The sequence below is a fragment of the Streptomyces sp. NPDC047061 genome (assembly GCF_040643955.1).
Classification (GTDB): Bacteria; Actinomycetota; Actinomycetes; order Streptomycetales; family Streptomycetaceae; genus Streptomyces.
Map to the genome: position 1 here is coordinate 1 of NZ_JBEYVI010000129.1, position 1,665 is coordinate 1,665.

At 70.8% G+C, this 1,665-nt stretch carries 1 protein-coding gene; it reads left to right on the forward strand.

Translation table 11 applies throughout. The annotated features are described in order from the left end of the window. Positions 1-122: 122 nt before the first annotated feature. On the forward strand, positions 123-1,499 hold the full coding sequence (locus ABZ887_RS51090; RefSeq protein WP_361306589.1) for an IS1380 family transposase: 1,377 nt from the start codon (positions 123-125) through the stop codon (positions 1,497-1,499). Positions 1,500-1,665 lie beyond the last annotated feature (166 nt).

Consider the following 1,665-nt stretch of genomic DNA (forward strand, 5'->3'; position numbering starts at 1 on the left):
CCTCGGGCTTTCACGAAGGGGGCCGTCCGAGGGTTGATCAAATAAGCGAGGAGTGCCTCTGAGCTGGGACGATAGGGCTTGTCGAAGGTCCTGTTCGTCGCCAAGAGAGAAGCACTCCCCGGGTGAAGAAGCGTAGCGGGTCGTATCCGCCTGTCCGAGTCGAGGGCAACGGTCGTGCGGTGGTCTCGCAGGCCGGTGCGGTGCTGTTGGTGGAGACGGTCCGCAAGACCGGCCTGGATCAGGCGATATCTCAGGCGCTGGCGCCGTGGTGCAAGCCGCGGGCGGTGCACGACCCGGGCAAGATCCTGTTGGACCTTGCGCTCGCGACCGCCCTGGGCGGGGACTGCCTGGCCGATGTCGCGATGCTGCGGGCCGAACGGGCCCTCTTCGGGCCGGTGGCCTCCGACCCGACCGTCTCCCGCCTGGTCGACACGCTCGCCGCAGCGGGCTCTCGGGCGCTGGCCGCCATCCGCACCGCACGGGCCGAAGTCCGCGCCGGCATCTGGCAGTTGGCCGGGTCCGATGCCCCGCACGCCGGCGGGCAGGTGATCGTGGACATCGACGGCGTGCTGGTGCTGGCCCACTCCGAGAAGGAGGACGCCACACGGACCTGGAAGAAGACCTATGGGCATCATCCGCTCATGGCCTTCGTCGACCACGCAGGCGGCGGCACCGGAGAGCCGGTCGCGGGGCTGCTGCGGCCGGGCAGGGCGGGCAGCAACACCGCCACCGACCACATCGAGACGACCCGCCTGGCGCTGGCCCAGCTGCCGAGGAAGTTCCGGCGCGGTCGGCGCACCCTGATCCGCACCGACTCCGCCGGCGGTACCCACAAGTTCCTCGACTGGCTCACCGCGCGCGGCCGGTGGCTGTCGTACTCGGTCGGCATGACCATCACCGAGCAGATCCATCAGGCGGTGCTGAAGATCCCCGCCTCGGCGTGGACGCCGGCCGTCGAACCCGGCGGCCGGATCCGCGACGGTGCCTGGGTCGCCGAACTCGCCGGAGATGTACTGGACGGCTGGCCCAAGGGCATGCGGCTGATCGTCCGCAAGGAACGGCCGCATCCCGGCGCCCAGTTGCGTTTCACCGATGCCGACGGCATGCGCCTGACGGCGTTCGCCACCAACACCCAGGACGCCGCGATCGCGGCGCTGGAACTGCGGCACCGCCAGCGGGCCCGCGCCGAGGACCGCATCCGCGCTGCCCGCGCCACCGGCCTCACCAACCTGCCTCTCCACGACACCGCGCAGAACCGGGTCTGGCTGGAGATCGTCCAGATCGCCCTCGACCTACTGGCCTGGATGCCGATGCTGGCCCTGACCGGCCCCGCCCGGCTGTGGGAACCCAAGCGCCTGAGGCTGCGGCTGTTCTCCGCCGCCGCCCAACTCGTCACCACCGGCCGGCGCCGCATCCTCCGCCTCGCCAAGCACTGGCCCTGGACCGACGTGATCACCGAAGCCCTGCAACGGCTCGCGGCCCTGCCGAACCCTGGCTGACCAGCAGCTTCCCGTCCCTACGAGCAGCACCACCCCGACCGGAGCCGTGGAACCCGGCGCCCACCCGACGCGACAGCCGGGCCACAGACCTGCCCCTGATCAGCCCGGACGACCGAAACGGCCCACCAGAGGAACCGACGGACCGTCACGAAAGATCGAGGCTAAC